Consider the following 4,336-nt stretch of genomic DNA (forward strand, 5'->3'; position numbering starts at 1 on the left):
CGCAGGGCCCAGCCGGCGCCCGCCGGGTCGGTGCCCGGGCCGGCCGACCGGTCCGTCGGTCCGTCCGCTCCCAGCAGCCGGTCCGCGTCGGCCAGGAAGAGTTCGACGCCCGTGCGGCCCTCGTACAGGGCCGGGGTGAGGTGCTCGAGCGCGGGGTGGGCGGCCGTCCAGTGCGCCAGCTCGGCGGCGGCGGCGCGGGCGTCGGGGAGGTCGGCGTGCTGCAGCAGTTCCAGGCCCAGGCCCGCGCTGCCCTCGTAGAGCGAGAGCAGCGTGCGCGGTTCGCCGCCCCGCGGGTCGGCGGCGACCAGCGCGTGGGCCATCCGCACGCAGCTGGTGACCGTGTGGTCGACGATCGCGCCGAGCTCGCCCGCGCTGACCAGGGGCAGGGCGGCGCGCAGCGGCGGCGGGTGGCCGTCGCCCACCGGCCGCCTGCCGGCGCGCAGTTGCGCCGCGGTCGCGGTGCGCCGCGCGGGGTCGAAGCTCAACAGGCCCGCCACCACCGCGTGGGCCGGGTGCCGCCGGTCGGGCAGCACCCCGGCCAGGCAGGCCAGCGTGCGGTCCCGGTTGGTCGCGGGATCGGGGTCGACCACCACCGGGTCCAGGCCGGTCAGCGCGTAGTGCAGCGTCATGCCCAACGCGTAGTAGTCGTCGGCTGGTTGTGCCTGCGCTCGGCCGGGCAGCCCGTAGCCCGGGGTGGCCCCCTCGGGGCGCTCGCCGTCCAGGGCGCTCACCCCGAAGTCCACCAGCGAGCAGGCGCCGGACGGGTCGAGCACGACGTTCGCGGGTTTCAGGTCGCACATCACCACGCCGCGGGCGTGCACCGCGTCCAGCACCCGCACCAGCGCGCCCGCCAGCACCCACCAGGTACGCCCGGGCCCACCGTCGGGTCCGTCACCGTCCCGGTCGCCATCGCCCCGGTGGCCATCACCCCGGTCGTCGCCGCCCCGGTCACCGCCCTCGCCGTCGGCGCCCGTAGTGGGGCCGGTGGCCGGGACCGAGGCGGCGTACGGGCCGAAGGCCAGCACGTCCCGGCGCAGGTCGCGCGGCCCGCAGCCGCTGCTCACCAGGTACTCCTCGGTGCCGTGCCGGAAGTAGTCGACCAGCTGCGGCACCCCGGTCACGCCGGTGAGTGCGGCCAGCACCCGCCGCTCGTGCCGGAGTCGGCCGATGGCGTCGATGCCGGCGTCGTCCTCCGCCACGAAGGCCCGCGCCTGCTTGACCACCAGCTCCCGGCCGGTGGCGACCTCGACGGCGCGGTACACGTGGCCGTTCGGCGAGCGGGTGATCCCGGCGGTGATCCGGTAACGGCCGTCGCCGACCCGGGTGGTGGTCCGCGGTGGACTGCTCTGCACGGCGAACGGGTCGCTGGCCCACGGTGGTTGGCGATAGCGGTTGGCCGCGCGGGCGGGGAACGACGTGCCGTCCGGGCCGGTCATCAGCAGGGTCGACTCGCCTTCGGCGACCTGGAAGAGGCCGTAGCGGTAGTAGACCGGTGCGTCCGGCCGCAGCTGCCGGTCGCTGACCACCCGCGGCCCGGTCCAGCCGACCAACGCGCTCGCCAACTCCGTGGCGAGCGCGACCTCCTCGCCCTCGACCGGGTACACCGTGGCCGCCTTCCCGACCGCCCCGGGGTCGCGCACCCCGGAGTTCAGCTCGCGCAGCACGGCGACGCCGGCGGCGAACTTGACGTCACAGGTGTGACGGAGCAGGACCGGGACCACCAGGTCGACGAGCTCCGGGAGTTGTTCGGGGCGGGCCGAGATGTGCAGCTTCCACCCGTGGGCGCGCACCGGCATCCGCGGATTGTGCAGGTACAGCCAGTCCTTGTCGCAGAACACTCGTCGCGGTGCCCCCGGGGCGCCGAGCGCGAGGGCCGCGAGCCGTTCGCGCAGGGCCGCGACCGTGCCGGGATCCGACTGCGCGCCCGCCGGCGCTGCTGACCGCACGAGTCCACCACTCCCCGAAGTCCGGCTCCAACTGCTGAACGAGCGGCCGCCGCACGCTCACCCGTGCGGCGGCCACCCGTTGGTCACCTACGGCGCGAGGGTCAGTTGTCCCCGTTGCAGTAGAAGACGTTGCGGGTCGGCACGTAGGTGACGTACGGGTCGGCGAGACAGGCCGCCGGCGCGAGGTCGGCGTCGAACTCGTCCTCGAACGCGATCACCTCGTCGTCGATGTCGATCGTGCCGGCGTCGCGGACATCCAGGACCAATGCACTCATGGGTGGTTCCTCCCAATCACCTTGGCTGATTTCTAGCGGTAGTTCCATGCTAGCCATCCATCTGAGCTGACGGTAGAGGTGGGACGGAACGACGTTGGCGACCGCTTCACGGCCCGTCAGTCCCGGGTTCGCCCGATCGTCCGGACCCGGGCGCCCGGAGGGGCAGTTCCCGGGGGCATCGGGACCGATCGCGGCTGCTGTCCGCCTGCCCGATCGGCCGTTCCTCGATCACCTGCCGTGACGGACTGTTGTGAGCGAGACAAGTGGTGCTCAAAGGGCCGGACGGGGTCGTTCCCGACGAGTCGCCGGGCCGCGGCAGTTGCCGGCGGCCGGGCACAGCGAGGTGGATGCCGTACATGATCACGCACTGGTGGCTCGCGGACCTGCCGCCGATATCAGGGATCCTCAGAACAGTCTTCTACACCGGTCTGTTGGCGCTCTGCGTCCTCGACCACCCCTCCCCCCTGCACGCGGCGCGCATCATCGGCAGGACGGAGCCGGCCCTCTACACCCCGGTGGGCCTGCTGAAGGTCCTCGGCGTCCGGTGGGTGCCCCCGCGGGTGCTCACCGTGGTGACCCGGCTCACGGTGGCGGCCTGGGTGGCGGCGGCGGTCGGATTCGCCCAACCCGTCTCCGCGGTCCTGGTCCTGCTCGGCTTCGCCTTCCTGCACGCCGTGAACGCCGGGGCGCTCGGCTCCAACCACTCCACGCACTCCGCGCTCTACGCGCTCTTCTGTCTCTGCTTCTCGCGCACCCCCGCGTTCTCGCTCGACGGGTTCCTCGCCGCGCACGTCAGCGGGTGGCCGGTGCTGCCGGGCGGCCACTCCGTCCTCCAGTCCGGCTTCGCGCCACGGCTGTTGCTCGTCTTCGTGGTGTACATCATGTTCGCCGGCGGGGTCGCCAAACTCACCAACGGCGGGCTGGCCTGGCTGGACGGCCGCGCGCTGCACTTCTACCTGCGGCAGTCGGCCCCCAGCGCGCGGGCGCCGTGGCTGGCGCGACTGGTGACCGAGCGGCCGGCGCTCTGCCGGTGGCTGGCCCGGGCGACCGTCGTCGTCGAACTCTCCGCCCCGCTCGCCCTGGTAAACCCCGTGCTGCGGCTGCCGGCGGTCCTGCTCTGGTGCGGGCTGCACCTGGGGATCCTGCTGCTGATGATGCCCGCCTACTGGGTCCAGATGTGGTGCTACACGCTGCTCATCGGCTGGGGCTCACTGGAGGGCGTGCTGACCGGCCGACCGGCCCCGCTGCCGGCCGGGAGCACGTCCGCCTGGGAGCACGGCCCGGGCGGACGTGCTCTCGTGGCGATCGGCCTGCTCTGCTCGCTGGCCTGCGTGGTGGTCCTGCTGCGGCAGTCCGAGCAGTGGCCACTGACCAGCGTGCCGATGTACTCGAACGGCGCTCCCGCCGCCGAGCAACCACTCCCTGACATCGGCGAGTTGAAGCGACTCGCGGTGCAGGCCGAGAACGGCCGGCCGGGGGCCTGGCGGCGGCCCTGGGTGGCCGAGGAGCCCCTGGAAGAGGTCCTGGTACGGCCGGCGGACGGTGGTGAGGCGGTGCCGCTCTTCCAGCTGATGGTCCAACAGGCCCAGCAAGGCCGGGTGGTGAGGTTCGCCCGCTGGTCGCAGTACGTGAAGGCGGTGCGGTCCGTGGCGATCACGGACGTCGCGGCCAAGCCGGCGCACCGGCCCCAGGCCGACCCGACCGCCTCACCCGACCACCCCGCCACCGCCTTTCTGCGCACGCTGGTTCCCGTCCTGCGCTCCGCCGTCCCCGAACCGGCGCGGTACGCCGGCCTCGAACTGGTCTGCCGCACCACCTCGGGCCCCCTGGTGATCGGCCGGGTCCCGCTGGACGGTGACCACCCGAACCACCCGAATGACCTCATCGAACCGGCCCAGGCGGCCACCAGCGAGAAGGAGTTGTCGTGACCACCGACGCAGGAACGCGGCTGGACCGGTCCGCTGTGACCCGGGCGGTACGCCGGCCCCGGCCCCCGGTGGTTCCGGTGGCACCGGCGGCCCCGTGGTATCCGCTCTCCTCAAGCCAGTTGGCGATGTGGCTGTTGGCTCAGGTGGAGGGCTCGCACGCCGCGTACACGGTCTCGGCGGTCTACGA

4 protein-coding genes are annotated in these 4,336 nt (G+C 73.4%); 2 read left to right on the plus strand and 2 right to left on the minus strand.

Annotated features, from left to right (window positions below; all coding sequences use genetic code 11):
* On the minus strand, positions 1-1,946 hold a 1,946-nt coding region (locus ABD323_RS05515; RefSeq protein ID WP_344439824.1), incomplete at its 3' end, for a class III lanthionine synthetase LanKC N-terminal domain-containing protein.
* 101 nt (positions 1,947-2,047) lie between these two features.
* Complete coding sequence (locus tag ABD323_RS05520) at positions 2,048-2,221, minus strand: SflA family class IV lanthipeptide (protein WP_344439826.1); 174 nt, start codon at positions 2,219-2,221, stop codon at positions 2,048-2,050.
* Between the two features lie 347 nt (positions 2,222-2,568).
* On the opposite strand from ABD323_RS05520, the gene ABD323_RS05525 reads away from it, so the two are divergent.
* Complete coding sequence (locus ABD323_RS05525; RefSeq protein WP_344439828.1) at positions 2,569-4,149, plus strand: hypothetical protein; 1,581 nt, start codon at positions 2,569-2,571, stop codon at positions 4,147-4,149.
* A partial coding sequence (locus tag ABD323_RS05530; protein WP_344439830.1) for a hypothetical protein occupies positions 4,146-4,336 on the plus strand: 191 nt, incomplete at its 3' end. The genes ABD323_RS05525 and ABD323_RS05530, both read left to right, overlap by 4 nt.

Source organism: Kitasatospora nipponensis, from assembly GCF_039528135.1.
Classification (GTDB): domain Bacteria; phylum Actinomycetota; class Actinomycetes; order Streptomycetales; family Streptomycetaceae; genus Kitasatospora; species Kitasatospora nipponensis.

Excerpts from the sequence above, each read along its gene's own strand:
- ABD323_RS05520 (WP_344439826.1), bottom strand. The coding sequence starts at position 2,221 with ATGAGTGCATTGGTCCTGGATGTCCGCGACGCCGGCACGATCGACATC.
- ABD323_RS05525 (WP_344439828.1), top strand. The coding sequence starts at position 2,569 with ATGCCGTACATGATCACGCACTGGTGGCTCGCGGACCTGCCGCCGATA.